The organism is Mycobacterium intermedium, from assembly GCF_002086275.1.
In the GTDB taxonomy this organism is placed as follows: Bacteria; Actinomycetota; Actinomycetes; order Mycobacteriales; family Mycobacteriaceae; genus Mycobacterium; species Mycobacterium intermedium.
Map to the genome: position 1 here is coordinate 32,488 of NZ_MVHT01000026.1, position 22,448 is coordinate 54,935.

Sequence of the window (22,448 nt, forward strand, 5' to 3'; positions counted from 1 at the left end):
CAACTTAGCGAAGGCTAACATAAGCCGGTAGTCATAGAGATGCACGCCAGGGGAGGACAGCGTCGCCGCTGGCGGCAAGGGCTGAGAGGCTGGTGTGATGCGCGTCGTACCGTGCGGCCCCGGCGCACCCACGACCTCGACTTCAGGAGTGAGCTGAGCAATGTCGGACGACGCCAAGACCGTCCAGCAACGCCGACGGGAGTTGCTGCGTCGGCGTATCGCCGAAAGCGGCTTGGCGGCGGCACCATCGGTCGAACGTCGGCCGATCTATGCGGGGGAGCGGTACGGTCTGTCTGCGGGACAGCGTCGGATGTGGTTCCTGCAGACCATGGATGGCACCGACGTCACACTCAATATCTGTGTCGCATACCAACTGACCGGTGCCGTCGACCCGGATCGGCTACGTGCCGCGTTCAATAACGTCGTTGCGCGCCATGCCATCTTGCGTACCACCTACGGCGTCGACACCGAAGGTGAGCCGTATCAGGTCTTTTCCGACGACGGCGAGGTCAGCTGGCGCGTCGAAGACGTCACCGCGCGCCCCGAGCAGGAGCGGCAGCGGCAGGTCGAGGCAATGGCCCGAGCGGAGTTCGGCAAGCCGTTCGACCTGACCCAAGAGTTGCCGCTGCGGGTGACGCTGATACGCACTGGCACAGACGAATTCGTGCTGCTGCTGGTCGTGCATCACATCAGTTGGGATGACGACTCCTGGGCCGTTTTCTTCAATGACCTCAGCGCTGCCTATAGCGGTCGACCACTCGCCGAGGCGCCGCAGTTCATCGCGATCGAGGTTTCCGGGAACGCGACCGAGCCCTCGATCGCCGACGTCGGCTACTGGGCCGACACCCTGCGGCCGGCGCCCGAACCGCTGCAGCTTCCCGGTTTGGCGAACGCGCAACCGTCCCGCTGGGCGACCCGTCGGACGCGGCCGCTGCCCGCCGAGCTGCATGCCCGCGTCGAGGAGTTCGCCCGCGAGCGCTCCGCCTCACCGTTCATGGTGTTGCTCGCCGCCTTCGCTGTGCTGGTGCGCCGCTACACCGGAGCCCCGGACTTTGTGATCTCGGTGCCCGTCACCGACCGGCGGGCAGCGGCCGAAGGGGCGATCGGGTACTTCGGCAACACCCTGTTGCTGCGGATGGTTGCGGGGCCGCAGGACACCTTCGCATCGTTCGTCGATGCGGTGCGCGAAACCTGCCTGGCCGGTTTCGCCCATCAGTCGGTTGGCATCGATCGTGTTGTGCGGGAGGCGAATCCGGATCGCACCATGGGGCACGACGGCATGGAGGAACTGGTCCGGCTCGGTTTCAGCATGCGCAAGAGCACGACCGGTCTGACGCTGGCGGGCGTCGAAGTGCGCCAGCTGGAATTGGGTGCCGTCGTCGCCCACCTTCCGCTGGCGCTGGCGATCGTGCTCGAACCGGACGGCGCCGTCGTCGAATTCGAGTACCAGACCGACGTGCTCAGCAGCGCGCTCGTCGAGCAGATGCTGGTCCACTACATACAGCTGTTGGACCACGCGCTAGCCGAACCGCAGCACCGCCTCACCAGTCTGGACATGCTCGGCCCCGGCGACCGGGAAGCCGTGTTGGCGCAGTCACACGGGGAACTGGTACCCACGCCCGCGACCACGATGGTCGCGCTGCTCGAGAAGGCCGCGACGGTCAACCCCGACGCGCTGGCCGTGGTGTCCGATGACGCGCAGCTGACCTACACCGAATTGCATGGACGGGCGAATCGGTTGGCGCGCTGGTTGATCGGGCAGGGCGTGGCTGCCGACGACGTCATCGGTCTGCGCTTGGCCACGTCGATTGAGTTCATCGTCGCCGTGCTGGGCGTGCTGAAAGCCGGTGCGGCGTACCTGCCGATCGACCCGGCATACCCCGACGACCGCATCGAGTACCTCGTCGCGGACGCCCGTCCGAAGACGGTCATCGGCCGGGCCGAACTCGACGCCGCCGAGCAAGCCGCCGCGCAGCTGTCGGATACCGCGGTCACCGACGCGGACCGGTTGCGTCCGTTGCTTCCCGATCACCTGGCCTACGTCATCTACACCTCCGGCTCCACGGGACAGCCCAAGGGCGTCGCGGTGCCGCATCACGCGATCGCCGAGCACGTGGATGGGTTCATCGCCGAGTGGAGCATGACCGCCGAAGATCGGTTGCTGCAGTCATCTTCGGTGAGCTTCGACGCGTCACTGTTGGACATCTTCGTCACGCTGGCGCTCGGGGCGCGGATTATTGTGCCGAATCCGCCGGACGGCACAGCCTTGGGCGACATCGGCTACATCGCCGATCTGATCAGCCGGCATCAGGTGACCGTGCTGCACATGGTTCCCTCCATGCTGAGCACCGTGCTGATGCTGCCGCAGGTCAGCGAATGGCGTGCGCTGCGTTACGTGCCGGTGGGTGGCGAGGCGCTGCCGGGTGACGTGGCGGACAGGTTCGCCAATTACTTCGACGCCGAGTTGCGTAATCACTACGGCCCGACCGAGGCCGTGGTCTGTTCGACGCACATGCCGGTGGAGGGATCACACGGTGCACGGGTGGTGCCCATTGGTGTGCCGAACCGCAACGTCTACGCATACGTCCTCGACGAAGAGCTGCAGCCGGTGCCCGCCGAAGTGATCGGGGAGTTGTACCTCGGCGGCAATCAGTTGGCGCGGGGCTACCTCGGTCGTCCGGGCTTGACCGCCCAGCGGTTCATCGCCGACCCGTTCCGCCCGGGCGAGCGGATGTATCGAACTGGGGATCTGGTCCGCCGCAACATTGCTGGCGAGCTGGAGTTCGTCGGCCGTGCCGACGAGCAGGTCAAGGTCCGCGGCTTCCGCATCGAACTCGGCGAGGTGGAGGCGGTGGTGGCCAGACACCCGGCGGTGCGGCACTGCCTGGTAGTCGCGGAGGACACCGAGGTGGGCCCGATGCTCGCCGCCTACCTGGTGCCGGTGACCGGCGACAGCGGCGCCGAGCTGGACCTGGACGAGGTTCGTGCCCACGCGGCCGCGGTGCTGCCGGAGTACATGGTGCCCAGCGCTTTTGCGGTGATCCCCGAGATCCCGCTGACGGTCAGCGGCAAACTCGACAAACGGGCCCTGCCCGCCCCCACCCCTATCGCGGTCCGTCGTTACCGCGAACCGGCCACCGTCACCGAACGCCGGGTGTGCGCGATTTTCGCCCGGCTGTTCGACCTCGAGCGAGTGGGCGCCGATAGCTCCTTCTTTGGCCTGGGTGGTCATTCCCTGCTGGCTGCCCGCCTGGTGGCACAGATCCGGGCCGAGTTCGGGGTGGAGTTGACCGTTCGCGCCGTGTTCGACACCCCGACACCGGCCGGTCTGGCGGCTCGACTGGTCGAGCAATTCCGCGTCGAGTTCGACATCGAACTCGACGAGCTGGACGCGCCGGATGAGCTGGAAGACTTTGACAGCTTTGCCGACTCGGCACTGGTGACGTCCTCGAACCGACCTGGGATCGCCGGCGCCATTCGGCCGGAACGGATTCCGCTGTCCTATTCCCAGCTCGCCGCCTGGTTTCAGTATCGGTTGGAAGGCCCGCGGGCGGAATTCAACATTGCCTTTGCGCGCCGTATCGAGGGTCCGCTGGACGCCGATGCGCTCGGCGCGGCGCTCAACGACGTGACCGCCCGGCACGAGTCGCTGCGCACGAATTACGCCGAGCACGAAGGTGTTCCATACCAAATCGTGCACCCGACGTTGAAGTTGGAGCTGCCGATCATCGACGTGTCCGCGGACGACGTCGATCGGAAGATAGCGGAGCTGCGGAGCTACGTGCTCACTCCCGAAACGGGACCGCTGATCCGGGCGACCCTGTTGAGAATCGCCCCGCACACCCACGTGCTGTTCATCATCGTGCACCACATCATGTCCGACCACGCCTCGTTGGGCATCCTGCTGGACGACCTCGTCGTCGCCTACCGCGCGCGTATCGACGGCAGCGCGCCACAGTGGGCCCCGCTCCCGTTCCAGTTCGCGGATTACGCGGTGTGGCAACACAATGCGTTCGACAGCGACTGGGGGCAGGCCGAGTTGGCCTACTGGCGCGACACTTTGACCGGACTCCCCGACGAGATCGCGGTGGCCCATGACCACGCGCGGCCCCCAGTGCTGGCGAAGAAGACCGGCAGGGTAGCGACGTTCACGGTTCCCGCGGCGCGTCGGGCCACCCTCACCCAGTTCGCCGAGCAGAACGGCGTCACCGAATTCATGCTCTACCAAGCGGTTCTCGCCGTGTGGCTGCACAAGCTCGGCGGCGGCACCGACATCGCCCTGGGTTGTCCGGTCGCTTGCCGCGTCGAACCGGGCGCGACGCAACTGATCGGTCTGTTCGCGAACATGGTGTTGCTGCGCAACGACTTATCCGGTGATCCAACACTGCGCACCGTCGTCGAACGCAGCCGTAGCCTGGTGCTCGACGGCTTCGCCCACCAGGAAGTCCCCTACGAACGCGTCGTGGAAGCGCTCAACCCGCCGCGGACGCTGTCACGGAACACGTTGTTCCAAAACATGCTCCACTTCCACGGCGAGGACTGGGCGCTGGTGCCACGTGACCTCACGACTACGGGGGAAACGGTCCTCGTTCCACTTGCGCTGGACTTCGACATCTCCCTGCTCGACTTGGACCTGAGCATGAAGGTGACACCCGATGGCGTACTCGAGGTGCGCGTGGTCGCCAACGCCGATCTCTACGAGCCAGAGACGGTCGCGCTCGTCGCCGACGCTCTGCACAACGCGCTCGATGCCTTCCCGAAGACACCGGACCTCCCGGTCTCCCGGCTGGAGTTGCTGCCCGCGACCGACATGGAACGGTTGTTGGCCCCACCCACCCCGCGCGTGGCCGCATCGGAACGACCGCAACCGGCCACCGAGGGTTCCACAGAGACCCAGCGGATCCTCATCACGCTGCTGGAGGAGCTCCTCGAAATCACCGACGTCGACCCCGAGGACAACTTCTTCGCACTCGGCGGCGACAGCATCATCTCCATCAAGTGGTCCGCCCAGGCCAACGCGCGGGGGCTGGCGTTGACGCCGCCAATGGTGTTCGAGCACATGACCATCGCCGAACTGGCCGCGGCTGTCGACGCGGCAGCCGATGAAACCTCCGACGCACCAACGACCCCGACGGGGCCGGCACCCGAACCGGACTACCAGCCGATGAGCACGTCGGGCTTGGACCCGGACGCGTTGGCCAAACTCACCGCGTCGTGGCTCAAGGAGTCGTGACCCAGGTCGTGACTTCCACCGCACCACAGATCGAGGACGTCCTAGCGCTAAGTCCCCTGCAGGAGGGGCTGTTTGCGCTGTACCGGATGGCCGAGGACGGCATCGACCTGTACAGCATGCAGTTCATCATCGACATCGACGGACCGGTCGACGTCGAGCGGCTGCGCCGCAGCGCTCAGGCGATGCTGGCCCGACACCCCAACTTGCGCGCGGCCTTCTGGGATCGTGACGTGCCCAAGCCGGTGCAGATCGTGCCCAGCCATGCCGAGCTGCCCTGGTCAGAACGACCTGCGCAGCCAACGGAATTCGAGTCCATAGCCCGGTCGGAACGACGTCGCCCGTTTGACTTGAGTCGCGGTCCCGCAATGCGCGTTGTGCTGTTGACCGTGCCCGGTGCGAGTAGGCGCCGGATGATCTTCACCGCACACCACATCTTGGTGGACGGCTGGGCGCTCGCGGTGTTCTTCACCGAGCTGCTCGCCATCTACCGGGCCGGGGGATCCGCCGACGGACTTGCGCCCCCGCGCCTCTACCGCGACTACATCGTCTGGCTCGCCCAGCAGGACCGGGCGGCCGCGCTTGCCAAGTGGGACCGGTATCTCGGTGGCGTATCCGGGCCGCTCATGGTCGCCGATGCCACCGTCGCCGCCGGGGACGGCACCCCTGACAAGACCGAACTGCTGCTGCCCGAGGCAGATACGACCCGGCTGCGGCAATGGGCTAGCCGCAACGGCCTCACGCTCAACACCGCGGTGCTGTTCGCGTGGGCCGTGGTACTCAGCCGGCTCACCGACCGCCGCGATGTGGTGTTCGGCACCATCGTCTCCGGGCGTCCGGAAAACCTGCCCGGCGTGGAAAGCATGGTCGGGTTGTTCATCAACGCCGTGCCGGTAGTGCACCGACTCGACGGCGCCACTTCGGTGGTCGAGCAATGTGCACGGCTGCAACGGGAGTCATCGGCCATGCGCGACATCGGCTATCTCAGTCTGTCCGAGATTCAACGCGAACACGGCCGGGGCGCGTTGTTCGACTCGATGTTCGTCTTCGAGAATGCGCCGATTTCCGACGTGATCCGTCCGGTGACCGAACCCGACGGCGTGCGGTTCACCCCGATCGAGATGGAAAGCCTGACGCACTACCCGTTGACCGTGGTCTCCCACCTGTCGGGAGACGCGCTGCTGGTGCTCGTCGAGGCGATTCGCGAGGCGCTGCCGCATCTGAGTCCGGCCGACATCGGCGAGCGGCTGCTCGCCGTGCTGCGGCAGTTACCCGATATCGGCGACCGGACACCGGACGCACTCGATGTCCTCACACCGGCCGAGCGCGCCGAAATCGCCGTCCTGGCAACCGTATCGGCGCCCGAACCGCAGCAAGCCACGGTGTGGGAGCTTTTCGAACGACAAGCCCGGGCCACCCCGGAGGCCCTTGCGCTCAGCGCCGGCGGCGTCGGCGAAAGCGGTGAAAGCTTCACCTACGCCGACCTGCACGCCCAAGCGTGCCGGTTGGCCGGCGAGCTCGCCGATCACGGTATCGGCCCGGAAACCGTTGTGGCCTTGGGGCTGCCGCGCTCGACCCGCTCGATCGTCGCGATTCTGGCCGTGCTCGCCGCCGGTGCCGCCTACCTGCCCGTCGACATCACATTACCGCCAGTGCGCATCGGATCCATTGTGCGTCAAGCCAACCCAGCGCTGGCGCTCACCGATGCCGACCACAACGAACTGGTCGGGGCCGCGGCAACGCGCACTTTGGTGCTCGACGATCCCGCTGTCGCCGAGCGCATCTCCGCCCGCCCCGCAGCCGCCCCGTCGGTTCGCCGTCATCCCGAACACGCCGCGTACATCATCTTCACCTCGGGTTCCACCGGCGAACCCAAGGGGGTGGTGAACACCAACGCCGCCCTGCTGAGCTACTTTGCCGACCATCGCCGGCGCGTCTATCAGCCGGCCACGGCCCGCCTCGGCCGCCGACTGCGCATCGCGCACGCCTGGTCGCTCAGCTTCGACGCCTCCTGGCAACCGATGGTCGGCCTGCTCGACGGCCATCGGCTGCACCTGTTCGATGCCGAGGAGATGCGCGACGCGGATCGGTTGGTCAGTGGGATGGCTGCCCACCGGATCGACATGATCGACACCACCCCGTCGATGCTCGTACAACTCAAAGCCGCTGGCCTGCTCGATCATTCGCTGTCCGTGCTGGCCTTGGGCGGCGAATCGATCAACACGGCGTTGTGGGAGCAGTTGCGCGCGCTGACGCCGACCGCCGTCTACAACTGCTACGGGCCCACCGAGGCGACCGTCGAGGCGGTGGTCGCTCCCGTCCAGGAGTATCCGACACCGACGATCGGCACGCCGAACGCGGGAACCTTCGGCTACGTCCTGGACTCACAACTACGAACGGTGCCGCACGGTGCGGTGGGAGAGCTGTACCTGTCGGGCCGGCAGCTGGCCCGAGGCTACGTCGGCAGGCCGGGACTGACCGCGAGTCGCTTCGTGGCCGATCCGCTGCGCCCGGGCCAGCGCATGTACCGGACCGGGGACTTGGTGCGCCGCTTGCCGCACGGAGGGTTCGCCTACCTGGGACGCGACGACAACCAGGTCAAGATTCGCGGCTACCGCGTCGAGATCGGTGAGATCGAAGCCGCTCTCCGCGGCCAACCGGGGGTGCACGATGCCGCGGTCTCGGTGCTGCGCCGGGATGGGGCTGCCACGTTGGTGGGTTTCGTTGTGTGGCAAGACAGTGCGGGTGACGAGCTCAACCTGCGGGCCGGACTGGCCGAGCGCCTGCCCCTGTACATGATCCCGGCCCGCATCGTGACACTGCCTCGCCTGCCGGTGAATTCCAACGGCAAGCTCGACGGCCACGCCCTGGACAGGCTGGCCGAGCAGGCGCTCTCGGCCGGCGCCCACGGACCGGAGTCGGCGTCGACCGACACCGAGCGAGCGCTGTGCGAGATCTTCGCCGACCAGTTCAACGGAGTCGTACCGCACATCGACGACGACTTCTTCTCACTCGGCATCGACAGCATCGTGGCGATCTCGTTGGTACACAAGGCCCGACGGCTCGGCATCGCGGTAAGCCCACGGATGGTGCTGACCGCCCCCACAATTCGCCAGCTCGCGGCGGCGATAGACGGGGGTGCCGCGGGGGACGGGGTGGATGCCGATGACAGCGAATACGGCGAAGCCCTGCCGCTGCCCATCGTGTCCTGGCTGTACGAGTACGGAAACTATCGTCGCTTCACCCACATGATCCTGCTGCGGCTACCCGCTGAGATCGACCGCCCGACAATCGAAGTGATGCTGCAGTTGCTGCTCGACGGGCACGACATGCTGCGCTCGATCCTGGTCGACACCGCCGACGGCCCGCGTCTGGTGACCCGCGAACCAGGCGCCGTCCGCGCGGCTGACCTGATCACCCGGATGGAGGTGCCGGCCGACTCGGATGTGCACGCCGCCATCACCGCCGCCGCGCGCACCGGCAACGACCACATCGACCCGCACGCGGGTGCGATGGTGCACGCGGTGTGGATCTCCGGGCCCGCGACGGGGGAGATGCTGCTGATCGCCGCCCACCACTTGACGGTGGACGTGGTCTCCTGGCACATCATGCTGGGCGATATCACGGAGGCGTGGCGCGCGATGCAATCCGGCACGACACCAAAGACGCTGCCGGAGTTCACTTCCTACCGGCGGTGGTCAGAGCTGATGTGGGGTCGAGCCGGCGAGCGCGAAGTGCAGGCTCAGCGGCAGTATTGGACCGACCAGGTTCGCGGTCCCGATCCGGCGCTGGGTAGCCGGCTCGTTGACCCGACCCGAGACACCTGGTCCACGCTGCAGGTCACTCAGGTGCTCGCACCCGTTGACGTCACCGAGCGCGTGCTGGCCACCTTCACCAGAAATGAAGGCATGGACGAATTTCTGCTTTCCGTGCTGACCATGACCGTTGCCAGTTGGCGGCGTTTCCATGACCAGGATCCGTCATCGGGCACCCTCGTCGCCCTGGAGGGTCACGGGCGCGCCGACGCCCTGTTGGATGCCGACACCACCAACACCGTCGGATGGTTCACCACCGCATTTCCGGTTCGGCTGGGCGTCGGCAGCCCGGCCGTCGACGTAGCGCGCAGCGAGAGCGATCCCGATGCCGTCCGCGGCCTGTTCGATTCCGTGGCAAGCCATTTGAGCGCCATCCCGAACGATGGTCTGGACTACGGACTGCTCCGCTACGTGGACGGTATTCCCGAGTTGCAGGACGCCGCCGAGCCGCAGATCACGTTCAGCTATCTGGGTCGCCTGGACCTCACCGGCACAACGGATCAGCCGTGGTCGTTGGTGGCCGGCGACCAGCTGGACGCGCTGCCCGTGGACCCCGAACCGGACCTGCCGCTGCGGTTCGCCCTGTACATCGCCGCGGCGATACGCGGTACGCCGCAGGGACCGCGACTGACGACCAACTGGCTGTGGAGCGACGCGTTGTTCGAGCGATCCGACATTGAGCGCCTGACGCAATTGTGGCAGCGCGGCACGGCTGTGCTCGCGGCTGCCCTGGCCGGTGAGGCATAGAGGGGAACGTAATGGAGCCGCTGCAGGGTGCGGGCGACGGCCAGATCAGCAAGGACCAGATCAGGGCTACCGTCGCCGCCGAAATAGGTTGTGCGGAAGTGGATGTCGCTGACCACGATGACCTTATCCAACTGGGCCTGAATTCCATCCGCATGATGGCGCTGGCCGGCGGCTGGAGGAAACGCGGCGCGGCCATCACGTTTGCCGAACTTGCGGCCAACCCCACGGTGGAATCCTGGCACGGCTTACTCAGCGCCGGCGCAAGAGTCGAGGCAACCCAGGCAACCCAGGCAACCGAGGCAACCGAAGCGACCGGTGAGACCGACGCGGTAGCCGAAGAAGCCCCGTTCCCGCTGGCCACCATGCAGCACGCCTATTGGATCGGACGGTCGGACGAACAGCAGCTCGGTGGCGTTGCGGCACACATCTACGTCGAATTCGACTGTGGCGCCATCGATCCGGTTCGACTTCAGCGTGCAGTGGCCGACCTGGTGACGATGCATCCGATGCTTCGCACCCGGTTCCTACCCGATGGCACCCAGCAGACGATGCCCGCCCCGGGGCGGCCGGTATTCGGCGTCGTCGACCTCCGCGGGCAGAGCCCCGCCCACGCCGAATCCGCACTGACCGAGTTACGGGAGCGAAAGACCCACCAACGCTTGGACATCGAGCAGGGGCAGGTCATCGACGTCACGCTGACACTTCTTGACGACGAGCGCAGCCGGCTGCACCTGGACGTCGACATGCTGGCGGGCGACGCGATGAGCTACCGGGTGCTGGTATCGGATCTGGCCGAGCTGTATCAGGGCACGACGTTGCCCGTGCCGGGCTACACCTATCGGCGCTATCGCACCGAGCGACGTGACAACGGCGGTGAGCACGACCGAGACCAGAACTGGTGGCGGCAGCGGTTGCCCGAACTACCGGGTGCGCCCGAGCTGCCCACCGTCTCGGTGGGGAAAAGCGGCGCGGCGCATCGGACCGTGCGCTATGACTACTGGCTGGCGCCCGAGGCCAAAGAAAGACTTGTGGCGGCGGCCCACGCGCGCGGGGTGACGCCGGCAATGGCGTTGGCGGCGGTTTTTGCCGACACGGTCGGCGCGTGGTCGGCGCAGGACCGGTTTCTGCTGAACGTGCCGCTGTTTCACCGGCAGCCGGTACATCCCGACATCGATCGGGTGGTCGGAGATTTCACGTCGTCGATCATGCTCGAGGTGGACGTCAGCGAAAACGTGTCGGTCACCGACCGGGCTCGAGCCGTCCAGCGCAGCATGTACGAAAGCGGCGCACACGCGGCCTATTCCGGCCTCGAGGTGTTGCGGGATCTGGGCCGGTACCGCGGTGAACCGGTGCTCGCGCCGGTGGTGTTCACCAGCGCACTGGATCTCGGCGAACTGTTTGCCGACAACGTCATCCAGACATTCGGCGACCCGGTGTGGATCATCTCGCAGGGTCCGCAGGTGTTGCTGGACGCGCAGGTGACCGAACTTCGCGGTGGCCTGCTGCTCAACTGGGATGTGCGGGAATCCGCATTCCCGCCGGGCTTGATCGATGTCATGTTCGACGCCTTCACCGAGAACGTCGCGCGCCTCTCCGAAGGCGACGCGGGCTGGGATGCCGAGGCGGCGGTACGCCTACCGAGTGCTCAGGCGGAGGTGCGGGCGGCGATCAACGCGACCGACGGCCCGGTCAGCGGACGCTGCCTGCATCAAGAGTTCTTCGAGCACGCGGTGTCGAATCCGGATGCGGTAGCGGTCGTGTGGGGACTGGGCGACGAGGCGGGCGCATGGACTTACCGCGCACTGGCCGACCGCTCGCTCGCCATCGCGGGCGCGCTGCGCGACCGTGGCGTCCGTCCGGGCGACGCCGTGGCGATCCAATTGCCCAAGGGCCGCGACCAGATCGCGGCGGCGTTGGGCGTGCTGGCCGCCGGGGCAACGTATGTGCCGATCGGCTTCGACCAACCAGATGCCCGGCGGGCCAAAATCCTTGAATCGGCCGGCATCGTCGCGGCCCTCACGGTGGACGGCGCCGACATTGGGGTCCCGGTTGCCTCCCTCGCCGTCAACGCCGCCCAAAGCCATCCGAAGCCGTTGCAGGCGGCGGTCTTTCCGGACACCAGCGACATCGCCTATGTGATCTTCACATCCGGTTCGACCGGCGTGCCCAAGGGTGTCGACGTCCCGCACAGCGCCGCCATGAACACCATCGACGCGGTGAACGACTGGTTCGACGTCAACAGTTCCGATCGAGTCCTCGCCCTGTCGGAACTGGAGTTCGATGCCTCGGTCTACGACATCTTCGGGATGTTCTCCGTGGGTGGATCACTGGTCGCGGTGGACGCCGCGGAGAAGGCGGCCAGCACGTCGTGGGTGGAACTGCTGCGCGCCCATCGAGTTTCGATCCTCAACTGCGTGCCGAGCATGCTTGACATGATTCTGGAGCTTGGCGGCGATCGGCTCGGGGATTCGCTGCGGGCCGTCACGCTCGGCGGTGACTGGGTGGGCGCCGACTTAGCGCGCAGGCTGGCCAGACAGGTTCCGGGCTGCCGGTTCTCCGGTCTCGGCGGTGCCACCGAGACCGCGATCCACAACACCATCTGTGAGGTCGTCGGCGAGCCGCCGGCGCATTGGGCAACGGTGCCGTTCGGTGTTCCGTTGCGCAATGTTCGGTGCCGGGTCGTCTCACCCTCGGGGCGCGACTGCCCCGACTGGGTCCCGGGCGAGTTTTGGGTCGGCGGCGCGAACGTCGCCGCGGGCTACCGCAATGATCCGCAACGCACCGCCGAGCGGTTCGTCGAGCATCAGGGAATCCGCTGGTACAAGACCGGCGACATGGCCAGGTACTGGCCCGACGGGACCATCGAATTCCTGGGCCGCGCCGATCATCAGGTGCAGATCCGTGGCTACCGGGTCGAACTCGGCGAGGTGGAGACCGCCCTGCGCAGCGTTCCGGGGGTGCGTCATGCGGTAGCGCTCGTGGTAGGTGACAGCGCGCCGAAGCTGGTAGCCGCCATAGCGGGTGAGGCCGATGACATCGCGGGCATCACCGAGGCGGTGGCGAAACTCCTGCCGGGCTACATGGTTCCCACCCGCATCGTGCGCTTCGAACGGTTCCCGCTGACCTCGAACGGCAAGCTCGACCGCCGGGCCGTGGCCGCCCTGCTCGAACAGCGGGGCACCGAAGATTCGGACGTGCAGGACGAGGCGCCGCGCAATGACCTGGAAGAAGCGCTCGCGCACATCGCCGCCGAAGTGCTGGGTGTGGATTCGGTGGGCGTGCATCGGGATTTTTTTGCGCTCGGCGGAGACTCGGTGTTGGCCACCACATTCATCGCCCGGGTAAGGGATTGGCTCGACACCGATCACGCGGTGGTCGCCGATCTGTTCGCCGGCCGCACAGTCGCCGGGTTCGCCGAGCGACTCAACGGCCGCGAGGCACTCCGCGGAACCCCGGACCGGCTGTCGGTGATCGCGCGCCACTACCTCGAGGTGGCCGCGCTCACCGACGAAGAGGTTCTCGCCGAGGGTTGACGCTATTTCGCCTCGACGGATCCGACGATGATGCTGCCGACGCTGCACTCCTGACGTTCGTCGACACCCGTGGCGGCGATGAATGCGGCGGTGTCACTGAAACCCTGTGCGCACGCACCCAATCCCATCGCGGTCGCGGCCAGGTAGATGGTCTGCATGAGGACACCGACATTCTTCAGGATCGCGGAGTAGGCGATCTGCTCGTATGTCCACATCATGCGACCGAACCGCGCCGCCATGATCAGCAGCACCTGCGGCTCGGCACCTCCGGTCAGGGTCGCCGACGTTGGCTTCAGCAGTTGGGCAACGGGTTTCGAGTCCACGGCGGCAACCGGTCGCAGCGTGTGGTCGAACGAGTCGTAGTGATACATGCCCGCGTCGAGTCCGGTGACGTTGCGCACCACCGGGTAGACCTCGAGTTCGTACAGCCCGCCGCCGGACGGGTAGGGCCGGGAGACCAGTTCTTCACCCTCGCCGATCCGCTGCGTGTCCCGGGTTCGCGCAGTGCGATAAAGCAATTCGGCCAACTGTGCGACGGTGATCGGGTGGGCGTCGTCGAATGTTCGGATGGAGACGCGGTCTTCGAGCACGGCGGTCAGTGTCGGGTCTTCCGTCCGTTTGGCATCCAGGTCCGGAACGGGTAACGCGATCGGTGCGCCCGGGTAGTCCGCTCGTCGGGCGGGAGGTTGCGGGAAGCGGCCTTTCGCCCACTTCGTCGGACCGAAATGCTCCCAGGTGACATTGCGCTCACCGAGTGTGCTGCGCCGGTGAAACCACAGATCCGGCGCGCTCCAACTCAGCGCCTCGAACCGAGTGTCCTCGTCACCGGCGGGGACGAGCATGCCGCACCAGGTCAGGTCCGCGACGAACTGCGCCGCGACCGGCGCCGGCAGGTCCGATGGCACCGGTCCGGATCCGTCGAGCAGGACCAGCAGACGTGGGTCGTGCACCCGCACGTCGCACCAGGAAAGTGGATTTTCCAGCACGAATCCACCCGAATCCCGATGCAGTACAGCGAATTTGGACAGCACCGCGGAGGTCGGAGCTGCCGGGCGGGGCGGGGCCGGCTTGATCGGCAAAATCGAATAGAAGTCCTTTCCGCCGTCGCGCACCGTGACGTTCAACCAGCCGCCGCCGGCGAGGCGGTCGACCAGAGCGGCCACCGGATTTGCTTCGCCTGGTCCCGTGAGATCCGCAATCGTTCCCGGCCCCACATTGAGAGCCTTCAGCGCCCGCAGCTGGCCGGCGGTGAGACCGGTCAGCTTGTCGCTGCGCGGCGGGTTCAGCAAAACGGCGCCCGCGCGCGTGGTCAAGCAGGTGACGCCGGGACGGAACGCATACCGGGTCTGGTCGGGGGTCTGGTCGGGGTGAGTGAGGCGGGGCACTCGCACGTCCTTCGTCGGTATACGCGGTTCATCGTTCAGCTTGGTTAGCCTAGGTCTGGCGAACTCAAGCCGCGGCGGCTGTGGGTGCGTTCATGGGTGCGTTCATGGCCGGCGCACAGTTTTCCGACAGGTCCGGCTTAGGCGGTACACATACCGTCGGCGTAACGTAACCCCACCGAACTACGACACATCTGTCACAAGATGCACATCTGCAACACGGGGGACGCGACCACTCACCGCTGCTGTGTCGCGTTACGTGCCAATCGAAGGGGAACCAACTGATGAAATCGCTAGTCGTGGCTGTGGCCGTGGCCGGGGCCGCAGTAGCCGCAATCGGTGTAGCCGGCGCCGGCGCAACCGCCGTCGCATCCGCGTCGCCCGCCACGTATCAGGCGCCGCCGCAATCCGTAGGTGCGCCGTTGCCGCTCGACCCGGCGCCCATTCCCACCCCGGCTCCGGCCGTCGGCCTACCGTCCGCCGCGCAGCTGACGGGCATTCTGAACAGCCTTGCCGACCCGGCAGTTTCGTTCGCCAACAAGGGCAATTTGGTGGAGGGAGGCCTCGGCGGCACCGAGGCGCGCCTTGCCGATCACGCGCTGAAGAAGGCCGAGAAGAACGGGTCGCTGCCGTTGTCGTTCGGAATCACCAACATCCAACCCGCCGCGGGTGGGGCGGCCACGGCCGATGTCGCGGTATCGGGCCCCAAGCTGTCGCCGCCCGTCATCAAGAACGTCACCTTCGTCAACCAAGGCGGCTGGGTGCTGTCGCGTGACTCGGCGATGGAGTTGCTGCAGGCCGCGCGCCAGTAGCGCGAGAGCACAACGTCAATCGCCTGCAGGGCCCAGCGCGCTCAGGTCCAGCTTGGCGATGCGCATCGGATCGGCCAGTACGTCGATCGAGGTGATCCTGCCGTCCCGTACCACGAACCCCATGACCGCGGATGGTCGGCCGGACACGAAGATGACCGCGCCGGCGGCGCCGTTGACGGTTGCGGCGCTCACCTTGCGCTCTGGTCCCGCGTAACTCTGGGCCAGCTTTGCCACCGAGGCTGCGCCTTCGGTGCGGTATCCGGCGCCGGGGCCGAAGTCGCCGCGCAGCACCGCGTCCGGGTGCAACACGGACACCAGTCGGTCGAAGTCTCCGCTGCGCCCGGCCGCGAAGAACGCGTCGACGACCGCGCGCTGGGCGGCCAGTTCGCCATCGGGCACCGGGTGGGCTTCCTCGATGCGTCGCCGGGCGCGGCTGGCCAGCTTGCGGGTTGCATCCGGCGACCGGTCCACGATCGGTGCGATCTGGGCGAACGGGACGGAAAACGCGTCGTGCAACACGAATGCCAGCCGCTCCGCGGGCGGCAACGTGTCCAGCACCACGAACAAGGCCATGCCGACCGCATCCGCCAGCATCGCGCGGTGTTCCGGGTCGGAGTCTTTGGTCGCATCGATGATCGGATCGGGGAGTTGTTCGACCGGCTCCTCGGCGCCCCCGGCGCGGCGGGCGCGCAGCGTGTTCAAGCAGATTCGCGCCACCACGGTGGTCAGCCAAGCGTCGAGATTGGCGATCTCGTCGGTCGCGCTGTTACTGAGCCGCAACCACGCTTCCTGAACGGCGTCCTCGGCGTCATCGATCGAGCCCAGCATCCGGTAGGCCACCGCTCCCAGTTGCGGCCGAGCCGCCTCGAAGCGTGCGGTGAGATCCTGGCCGAAGGTCATGGTGCCTTCGCCGGCCCGCCCGACGGCAGCGCGCACACCCGACCCTGCGAGAAGCCCGCAGCCCCGATGCCCAGAGCAATGTTGAACCGGGCCCGGAGATTGCCCAGCGTGATGATGTGCGTCAGTGCAACCAGCTGAGCCGTATCGAAATGGGCACGCAAGGCGTCGAACAACTCGTCGCTGACCTCGACCGGGGTGCGGCTGACCGCGGTGGCATACCGCAGGACCAGCTTGTCGACTTCGGAGAAGCACGGGGCGTTCTCGAAGTCGGCCATGGCCAGCAACTCCTCGTCGGTCAGGCCCATCCCGCGGGCGATCTGGGAACCGAGATCGATGCAGTATTCACAGTTGACCGTGGTCGCCGATTTCAGCTCGGCCAGCACCCGATGCCGTTGGCTGAGAATGGTCAGGCTCGCCTCCGCCTGTTCCAGCCGACCGTATGCATTGAGCACCTTGGGGATGTGGGCGTACATGCGCAGCGGTTCGAGCATCTCGGCGCGGCCCAAGGTCTGCAGTCCGGCCATTTTCGCCAGCTTGCGCCGGGTGAAGAAAAAGGCGATCTTGGCGCCCAATCCGGCGTCGCGGTCCGATACTCCAGCGAGTCGGGACATGGTGCCCTCCTAGGTGTCCGTTGAGTTGACGCTCCTACCAACTCGACACGTGGCGGCACCCAAATGTGACCGGCAGCGACTATCGGGGCTCGCCTGACGCCGCGTCCATGTCGAACACCCGCGCATGCAGTACGGTGCGGTTACGCAGCGCGGCGCGCACCGCCCGGTGCAGACCGTCTTCGAGATAGGTGATCCCCCGCCATTTCACGGCGTGTGGGAAGAGGTCGCCGTAGAAGGTCGAATCCTCCGAAAGGAGGCGATCCAGGGCGAGGACCGTCGTCGTCGTGACCAATTCGTCGAGCCGGATTTGTTGAGGCGGAATTTGCGCCCAATCCCGGTAGGACAACCCGTGCTCGGGGTATGGCTTGCCCTCGCGCACGCCCTTGAAAATCATCCGCCGTCGCTTTCGCCCATTCGTCCAGACTCGACAGGACCGTTGGAGAAAAAGGCTAGACCGATTACGCCGCGAATGGCTCACTGACCCGTGAGTCAATTCTGTGGCGGGCGCCGAGCGCGGCGTTCGTGGACGTTGACGGCCTGTTTAGACCGTAAAATGAATCAGTCCAGAGTGGAGGAGGGGATAGCCGATGGGAAGCGCCGACGAACGACGTTTCCAGGTGCTGCGTGCCATCGTTGCCGACTTCGTCTCCACCAAGGAGCCGATCGGCTCAAAATCACTGGTAGAGCGGCATAACCTCGGGGTTTCCTCAGCAACCGTCCGAAACGACATGGCCGTGTTGGAGGCCGAGGGGTACATCACCCAGCCGCACACCAGTTCTGGGCGGGTGCCGACGGAAAAGGGCTACCGGGAGTTTGTCGATCGCCTCGACGACGTCAAGCCCTTGTCCACGGCCGAACGGCGGGCGATCCAACAATTCCTGGAATCCGGTGTCGACCTCGATGACGTGTTGCGCCGTGCCGTGCGACTGTTGGCGCAACTGACCCGTCAGGTTGCCGTGGTGCAGTATCCGACGCTGTCCACGTCAACCGTGCGCCATCTGGAAGTGATCGCGCTGACCCCGGCTCGGCTGTTGATGGTGGTCATCACCGACTCCGGCCGGGTTGATCAACGCATCGTCGAACTTGGTGACGTCATCGACGACCACCAGCTCTCCCAACTGCGCGAAATGCTGGGCCAGGCGCTGGTGGGTAAGAAGCTCTCGGCGGCCTCGGTCGCCGTGGCAGATCTCGCGGCCCAACTGCGAGCCGGCGATGGTCTGGGCGACGCGGTCGGCCGCTCGGCCACCGTGTTGCTGGAATCACTGGTGGAGCACACCGAGGAGCGCTTGCTGCTGGGCGGCACCGCCAATCTGACCCGCAATGCCGCGGACTTCGGTGGATCGCTGCGCTCAGTCCTCGAAGCCCTCGAGGAACAGGTCGTGGTGCTGCGTTTGTTGGCGGCCCAACAGGAAGCCGGCAAGATCACGGTGCGCATCGGGCATGAAACCGAGGCCGAGCAGATGGCCGGCACCTCAGTGGTCACGACCGCCTACGGCACGAACGACACCGTCTACGGAGGCATGGGTGTGCTGGGGCCCACCCGGATGGACTACCCGGGAACTATGGCTAGTGTGGCCGCGGTTGCCATGTATATCGGCGAAGTGCTGGGTGCCCGATGAGCGGGCACCCGCTAGAGGTCTTGGGGGCAGCCGCCTAGCGGCGGCACGGTCTCCGTACAGGAAAGGTAAATCGTGGCACGCGATTACTACGGGCTGCTCGGTGTAAGCAAGGGCGCCAGCGATGCGGAAATCAAACGCGCCTATCGAAAACTGGCGCGTGAGTTGCACCCCGATGTCAATCCCGACGAGGCCGCACAGGCCAGGTTCAAGGACATCAGCGCCGCCTACGAGGTGCTGAGCGACCCGGAGAAGCGGCGCATTGTCGATATGGGCGGGGATCCGCTCGCATCGGGCGGGGCGTCGGCGGGTGGCTTCGGCGGGTTCGGTGGTTTGGGCGACGTCTTCGAAGCGTTCTTCGGCGGAGGCTTCAGCGCGGGGGCGACATCGCGCGGTCCGATCGGGCGGGTCCGTCCCGGTTCAGACTCGTTGCTGCGCATGCGGCTGGATCTCGAGGAGTGCGCAACCGGCGTCACCAAGCAGGTCACCGTCGACACCGCGGTGCTGTGCACCCAATGCCAGGGCAAAGGCACCCACGGCGATTCCGCGCCGGTACCGTGCGACACCTGCGCGGGTCGCGGGGAGGTGCAGACCGTTCAGCGTTCGCTGCTGGGCCAGATGGTGACCACCCGGCCGTGTCCCACCTGCCGCGGTGTCGGCGTCGTCATTCCCGACCCGTGCCACCAGTGCATGGGTGACGGGCGCGTCCGAGCCCGCCGGGACATCAGCGTCAAGATTCCCGCCGGCGTCGGCGAGGGGATGCGAGTGCGGCTCGCCGCGCAGGGTGAGGTCGGCCCCGGCGGCGGGCCGGCCGGCGACCTGTACGTCGAGGTTCACGAGCAAGCCCACGACATCTTCGTGCGTCAAGGCGACGACCTGCACTGCACCGTCTCGGTCCCGATGGTCGACGCGGCCCTCGGTACGACGATCACCCTGGACGCGATCATCGACGGCCCCAGCGAGATCGTCATCCCGCCCGGCACTCAACCCGGTGCGACGATCACCCTGCGCGGGCACGGGATGCCGCAACTGCGCTCCACCGTCCGCGGCGACCTGCACGTCCACGTCGAGGTGGTCGTCCCGACCCGGCTGGACCACCGCGACACCGAGTTGCTGCGCGAGCTCAAGAACAAGCGCAGTCGCGATGTGGCCGAGGTGCGCTCGACGCACGCCGGCGGCGGTGGGCTGTTCAGCCGGCTGCGCGAGACCTTCACCGGACGCTGACGCAGCCGTTCCCGGACCGGAGCTCCCCATGGTGGCGACGCTGTTCTACGTCGACGCATTGCCCGACACCGGCGCCCTGGCCTCTGTCGACGGCGACGAAGGTTTTCACGCCGCCACGGTTCGCCGGATCCGCGTGGGCGAAGAGCTGGTCCTGGGCGACGGCGTCGGCGGTCTGGCCCACTGTGTGGTCGAACAGGCGGACCGTGACGGGCTGCGGGCACGTGTGGGGCAGCGCTGGAGTGTCCCGCCGGCACAGCCGCCGGTGACGGTGGTGCAGGCGTTGCCCAAATCCGAACGCTCCGAGCTGGCAATCGAATTGGCCACCGAGGCCGGCGCGGACGCCTTCGTGGCTTGGCAATCAGCACGCTGCGTGGCCAACTGGGCGGGCGCCCGGGTGGACAAGGGGTTGCGTCGATGGCGAGCTGTCGCCCGTTCGGCAGCCCGGCAGTCGCGCCGCGCGCACATTCCGCCGGTCGATGGCGTGCTTTCCACCGCGGCGCTGATCGAGCGGGTCCGGGAGACGGTGGCCGCGGGCGGGACGGTGCTGACCTTGCATGAATCGGCGACGGCACGCATCGCGGATATCGCTGAGAGGCAACCGAACTCGCTGACGCTGCTGGTTGGTCCCGAGGGCGGCATCGCGCCGGACGAGCTCACCGGCTTGACCGCGGCCGGTGCCGTGGCGGTTCGGCTGGGGCCCACCGTGTTACGCACGTCGACCGCGGCTGCGGTTGCGTTGGGAGCGCTAGGAGTCCTCACGCCGCGGTGGGACACCGGTTCCGGCCTGGATCCGTAGGCGCGCCCGTAACTCGGGGACGCCGTCACCGGTGAGCCAACTGCGCGGCACCGCCGACCACGGTGGGCCCCCGACGCGGCGGCCCGCTCGCCGGATCCGATCGGGAGCGGCAGCAGGTCGCGGTCACGGCCCGAATCGGCCGGCCGGCCGACGCCCAACACCGCATATCGCCGCTTTGGCCGAGACCAGCCAGCGATCCACGGCCCGGGCCGACTTCGAGCGCGGGCCGCACATCCTGGTCACCGGCATCGAAATGTTGGGAAGCCGCCGGTGACCGGCGGTAGACTGAGGCTTCCAACCCGGCCCAATCCGAAAGAGCCAGAAAGCAGGCATTAGAAGCCACGTGACGCCACGCGAAACCCGCGCTGTTGAGGGATCGTCCCCTACTCAGGTTCGCAGCAGCATCGATGTTCCGCCCGACCTCGTCGTGGGTTTCCTGGGTTCGGCCGATGAGAATCTGCGGGCCCTGGAAAGTCTCTTGAATGCCAAACTGCACGTGCGCGGCAACACCGTCACCATGTCGGGTGAGCCGGCCGATGCGGCACTGGCCGAACGGGCGGTATCCGAACTGGTCGCGATCGTCAGCAGCGGCCAACAGTTGACCCCGGAGGCGGTGCGCCACAGCGTCGCCATGCTGGTCGGCGCCGGCAACGCGTCACCGGCCGAGGTGCTAACCCTCGACATCCTGTCGCGGCGGGGGAAGACGATCCGGCCGAAGACGCTCAACCAGAAGCACTACGTCGACGCGATCGACGCCAACACCATCGTGTTCGGGATCGGCCCAGCGGGCACCGGAAAGACCTATCTCGCCATGGCCAAAGCGGTGCACGCGTTGCAGACGAAGAAGGTCACCCGCATCATCTTGACCCGCCCGGCCGTGGAAGCCGGTGAGCGCCTTGGCTTTCTGCCGGGCACGTTGAGCGAGAAGATCGACCCGTACCTGCGGCCGTTGTATGACGCGCTTTACGACATGATGGATCCCGAGGTGATACCAAAACTGATGGCCGCCGGGGTCATTGAGGTCGCGCCCCTGGCCTACATGCGGGGCAGAGCCCAGCCGCTGCATGCGAAGGTGTTGACCCCCAATGGTTTCCGCCCCATCGGCGACCTGCGCGTCGGCGATTCGGTGATCGGTTCCGACGGGCGCCCCACGGCGGTGTTGGGCGTCTACCCGCAGGGCTACAAGGAGATCTATCGGGTCTTCACCCAAGACGGTTCGTCGACCCTTGCGTCCGGTGACCATCTTTGGTCGGTCTACCCGCTATCCGACCGAGCCGACGGTCAGGGCGGGACGCGCCGGTTGCGGGTGTTGCAGACGAAGGAGATGATCGGCAACCTCCAAGCCGCGCACGGACACCGTTACGAACTGCCGCTGTTGAGTGCACCGGTGAGCTTCGACCCACGGCCGGTGTCTGTCGACCCCTACGAGCTCGGGTCGGCGGCGGGCGGGTCCGCTACGGAGTTCGTCCCGGAGGACTATCTCTTCAATTCGCCTGACGTGCGGCTGGCCGTGCTGCAGGGCCTGCTCGATTCGCACGGCGGTGCGCTTTCCCGCGGGGATGCAACGCGCATTGAGTTCACGACGACATCCGACCGGTTGCGCGCCGACGTGATGTTCTTGGTGCAATCGCTCGGTGGTGTCGCCCACGAACACCGTCGTTCGGACGCCGGCACCCTAGACATCCGTCTGCCCGAAGGAATTGTCCCGTTCCGGCACGTCGGCAAGGTTGCGGCCTACGACGCGACCGCAGGCGGGCGCCCGAGGCGCTTCGTCGATCGGAT

Annotated in this window: 11 protein-coding genes and 1 pseudogene; 8 read left to right on the forward strand and 4 right to left on the reverse strand. The window is 66.8% G+C overall.

The genetic code is table 11. The features are described from left to right. Window positions 1-160: 160 nt before the first annotated feature. The 3 genes from BST27_RS11690 to BST27_RS11700 are packed head-to-tail and all read left to right on the forward strand — an operon-like array spanning window position 161 to window position 13,325. The gene (locus BST27_RS11690) at window positions 161-5,233 is read left to right on the forward strand and encodes a non-ribosomal peptide synthetase (RefSeq protein WP_069420557.1); all 5,073 of its coding nucleotides are present in this window, start codon (window positions 161-163) and stop codon (window positions 5,231-5,233) included. A gap of 8 nt (window positions 5,234-5,241) precedes the next feature. Beyond that, window positions 5,242-9,792: a non-ribosomal peptide synthetase gene (locus tag BST27_RS11695; RefSeq protein ID WP_069420585.1), complete on the forward strand. Its 4,551-nt coding sequence runs from the start codon at window positions 5,242-5,244 to the stop codon at window positions 9,790-9,792. Between the two features lie 11 nt (window positions 9,793-9,803). Beyond that, window positions 9,804-13,325, forward strand: coding sequence for a non-ribosomal peptide synthetase (locus tag BST27_RS11700; RefSeq protein ID WP_069420558.1), 3,522 nt, complete (start codon window positions 9,804-9,806; stop codon window positions 13,323-13,325). A gap of 2 nt (window positions 13,326-13,327) precedes the next feature. Here the strand turns inward: BST27_RS11700 and BST27_RS11705 are convergent, their stop codons facing one another. Next, on the reverse strand, window positions 13,328-14,710 hold the full coding sequence (locus BST27_RS11705; protein WP_079220027.1) for a SagB family peptide dehydrogenase: 1,383 nt from the start codon (window positions 14,708-14,710) through the stop codon (window positions 13,328-13,330). Between the two features lie 281 nt (window positions 14,711-14,991). Between BST27_RS11705 and BST27_RS11710 the strand changes: the two genes are divergently transcribed. Continuing rightward, window positions 14,992-15,519 (forward strand): MTB12 family secreted protein, encoded by a 528-nt coding sequence (locus BST27_RS11710; protein WP_069420560.1) that lies wholly within the window; start codon window positions 14,992-14,994, stop codon window positions 15,517-15,519. A 15-nt stretch (window positions 15,520-15,534) separates the two neighbouring features. Here the strand turns inward: BST27_RS11710 and BST27_RS11715 are convergent, their stop codons facing one another. The 3 genes from BST27_RS11715 to BST27_RS11725 all read right to left on the reverse strand — a co-directional run bounded on the left by BST27_RS11715 (window position 15,535) and on the right by BST27_RS11725 (window position 17,424). Beyond that, complete coding sequence (locus BST27_RS11715) at window positions 15,535-16,419, reverse strand: sigma-70 family RNA polymerase sigma factor (protein WP_069420586.1); 885 nt, start codon at window positions 16,417-16,419, stop codon at window positions 15,535-15,537. Next, on the reverse strand, window positions 16,416-17,030 hold the full coding sequence (locus tag BST27_RS11720) for a carboxymuconolactone decarboxylase family protein (RefSeq protein ID WP_069420561.1): 615 nt from the start codon (window positions 17,028-17,030) through the stop codon (window positions 16,416-16,418). Before BST27_RS11720 ends, BST27_RS11715 begins: the two co-directional genes overlap by 4 nt. 79 nt (window positions 17,031-17,109) lie before the next feature. Continuing rightward, complete coding sequence (locus BST27_RS11725; RefSeq protein ID WP_069420562.1) at window positions 17,110-17,424, reverse strand: type II toxin-antitoxin system VapB family antitoxin; 315 nt, start codon at window positions 17,422-17,424, stop codon at window positions 17,110-17,112. A 193-nt stretch (window positions 17,425-17,617) separates the two neighbouring features. Between BST27_RS11725 and hrcA the strand changes: the two genes are divergently transcribed. The 4 genes and pseudogenes from hrcA to BST27_RS33660 form a co-directional block, all read left to right on the forward strand. Continuing rightward, window positions 17,618-18,649: a heat-inducible transcriptional repressor HrcA gene (gene hrcA / locus BST27_RS11730; RefSeq protein WP_069420563.1), complete on the forward strand. Its 1,032-nt coding sequence runs from the start codon at window positions 17,618-17,620 to the stop codon at window positions 18,647-18,649. A gap of 72 nt (window positions 18,650-18,721) precedes the next feature. Continuing rightward, window positions 18,722-19,870: a molecular chaperone DnaJ gene (gene dnaJ, locus BST27_RS11735; RefSeq protein ID WP_069420564.1), complete on the forward strand. Its 1,149-nt coding sequence runs from the start codon at window positions 18,722-18,724 to the stop codon at window positions 19,868-19,870. Between the two features lie 28 nt (window positions 19,871-19,898). Continuing rightward, window positions 19,899-20,666: a 16S rRNA (uracil(1498)-N(3))-methyltransferase gene (locus BST27_RS11740; RefSeq protein ID WP_069420565.1), complete on the forward strand. Its 768-nt coding sequence runs from the start codon at window positions 19,899-19,901 to the stop codon at window positions 20,664-20,666. A 343-nt stretch (window positions 20,667-21,009) separates the two neighbouring features. Beyond that, a pseudogene (locus BST27_RS33660) lies at window positions 21,010-21,717 on the forward strand (PhoH family protein); the annotation flags it as partial. Window positions 21,718-22,448 lie beyond the last annotated feature (731 nt).

Excerpts from the sequence above, each read along its gene's own strand:
- BST27_RS11690 (WP_069420557.1), top strand. The coding sequence starts at position 161 with ATGTCGGACGACGCCAAGACCGTCCAGCAACGCCGACGGGAGTTGCTG.
- BST27_RS11700 (WP_069420558.1), top strand. The coding sequence starts at position 9,804 with ATGGAGCCGCTGCAGGGTGCGGGCGACGGCCAGATCAGCAAGGACCAG.
- BST27_RS11710 (WP_069420560.1), top strand. The coding sequence starts at position 14,992 with ATGAAATCGCTAGTCGTGGCTGTGGCCGTGGCCGGGGCCGCAGTAGCC.
- BST27_RS11715 (WP_069420586.1), bottom strand. The coding sequence starts at position 16,419 with ATGACCTTCGGCCAGGATCTCACCGCACGCTTCGAGGCGGCTCGGCCG.
- BST27_RS11720 (WP_069420561.1), bottom strand. The coding sequence starts at position 17,030 with ATGTCCCGACTCGCTGGAGTATCGGACCGCGACGCCGGATTGGGCGCC.
- BST27_RS11725 (WP_069420562.1), bottom strand. The coding sequence starts at position 17,424 with ATGATTTTCAAGGGCGTGCGCGAGGGCAAGCCATACCCCGAGCACGGG.
- hrcA (WP_069420563.1), top strand. The coding sequence starts at position 17,618 with ATGGGAAGCGCCGACGAACGACGTTTCCAGGTGCTGCGTGCCATCGTT.
- BST27_RS11740 (WP_069420565.1), top strand. The coding sequence starts at position 19,899 with ATGGTGGCGACGCTGTTCTACGTCGACGCATTGCCCGACACCGGCGCC.